The organism is Microbacterium sp. Bi128 (assembly GCF_918698205.1).
The window spans coordinates 1-1867 of record NZ_CAKKMM010001011.1 but is presented as its reverse complement, the minus strand read 5'-3'; the positions used below and the strand labels follow the sequence as shown (position 1 = coordinate 1867).

At 60.4% G+C, this 1867-nt stretch carries 1 protein-coding gene and 1 pseudogene; both read right to left on the bottom strand.

Going from position 1 to position 1867, the window contains the following annotated elements:
* Positions 1-1059 (bottom strand): elongation factor Tu (gene tuf / locus LQV45_RS29185; RefSeq protein ID WP_230010544.1); only part of this gene is annotated, 1059 nt, incomplete at its 3' end.
* Positions 1060-1326: 267 nt separating this feature from the next.
* Positions 1327-1867 (bottom strand): annotated as a pseudogene (gene fusA / locus LQV45_RS29180) (elongation factor G); the annotation flags it as partial.

The window sequence follows — 1867 nt, the reverse complement described above, 5'->3', positions numbered from 1 at the left end:
AACCATTTCCGTGCCTTCCGGCAGGGTGATAACGCCGGTTACGTCCGTGGTGCGGAAGTAGAACTGCGGGCGGTAGTTGGAGTAGAACGGGTTGTGACGTCCGCCTTCGTCCTTGGAGAGGATGTAGACGTTAGCCTCGAAGTCGGTGTGCGGGGTGATGGAACCCGGCTTGACGACAACCTGGCCACGCTCGACATCGTCGCGCTTCAGACCGCGGAGCAGGAGGCCACAGTTCTCGCCGGCCCATGCTTCGTCGAGCTGCTTGTGGAACATCTCGATACCGGTAACCGTGGTCTTCTGGACCGGGCGGATGCCGACGATCTCGACCTCGGAGTTGATGGCGAGGGTTCCACGCTCGGCGCGGCCCGTAACAACGGTGCCACGGCCGGTGATCGTGAAGACATCTTCGATCGGCATCAGGAAGGGCTTGTCACGGTCACGTACGGGGTCCGGAACGGACTCGTCGACAGCAGCCATGAGGTCCTCAACGGACTTGACCCAGACGGGGTCGCCTTCGAGGGCCTTCAGGCCGGAAACGCGAACAACCGGAGCCTCGTCGCCATCGAAGCCCTGCGAGCTGAGCAGCTCGCGAACTTCCATTTCAACGAGGTCGAGGAGCTCTTCGTCGTCAACCATGTCAGCCTTGTTCAGCGCGACCAGCAGGTAGGGAACGCCAACCTGGCGGGCGAGCAGAACGTGCTCGCGGGTCTGAGCCATCGGGCCGTCAGTGGCGGCAACCACGAGGATTGCACCGTCCATCTGAGCAGCGCCGGTGATCATGTTCTTGATGTAGTCAGCGTGACCCGGAGCGTCTACGTGTGCGTAGTGGCGCTTCTCGGTCTGGTACTCAACGTGGGAGATGTTGATGGTAATGCCGCGCTGACGCTCTTCGGGAGCAGAGTCAATCGACGCGAAGTCACGCTTCTCGTTGAGAGTCGGGTACTTGTCGTACAGCACCTTGGAAATGGCGGCCGTCAGCGTCGTCTTACCGTGGTCAACGTGACCAATGGTACCGATGTTAACGTGCGGCTTAGTCCGCTCGAACTTTGCCTTTGCCACAGGTTCCTCCTAGAACGTTTTCAAATTGACTTACCCTTCGGCCGCGCTTGTCGCGGCAGAAACTCCAGTAAGTCTACTTGGGGGGCTTTGGATTGATGAAATTGCAGATTCAGGTACTAATGCTAGTGCCTAGAGCCTGTTCGTGCAGGCGGCCGAACTCCGGCCTGGCCGGACTACAGCTGACCGGAGTCCGGCCACTTGCACCAGATGTGTCTCCGCTGGCGGAGACGCACCCGAGTTTCTTGTTGCTGCGAGGCGTCTTGAAGACTACTCGCCGCGGTTCTTCTGGATGATCTCGTCGGCGACTGCCTTCGGGACCTCGGCGTAGCTGTTGAACGTCATGGAGTACACAGCGCGGCCCTGGGTCTTCGAGCGCAGGTCACCGATGTAGCCGAACATGCCGGACAGCGGGACGTGTGCGCGAATAACCTTGACGCCCTGGGCATCTTCCATGGACTGCATCTGGCCACGGCGGGAGTTGAGGTCACCGATAACTTCACCCATGTATTCCTCAGGGGTGCGGACCTCGACATCCATCAGCGGTTCGAGCAGGACAGGGTTCGCCTTGCGTGCGGCTTCCTTGAAAGCCATACGGCCGGCGATCTTGAACGCCATTTCCGAGGAGTCAACATCGTGGTAAGCGCCGTCAATCAGCGTCGCCTTGATGCCGACAACCGGGTAACCGGCCAGGACGCCGTCGTTAAGCGCATCCTGGATGCCGGCGTCGACCGACGGGATGTACTCGCGCGGAACGCGGCCACCGGTGACCTTGTTCTCGAACTCGTACAGCTCGCCACCTGAGGTGTCC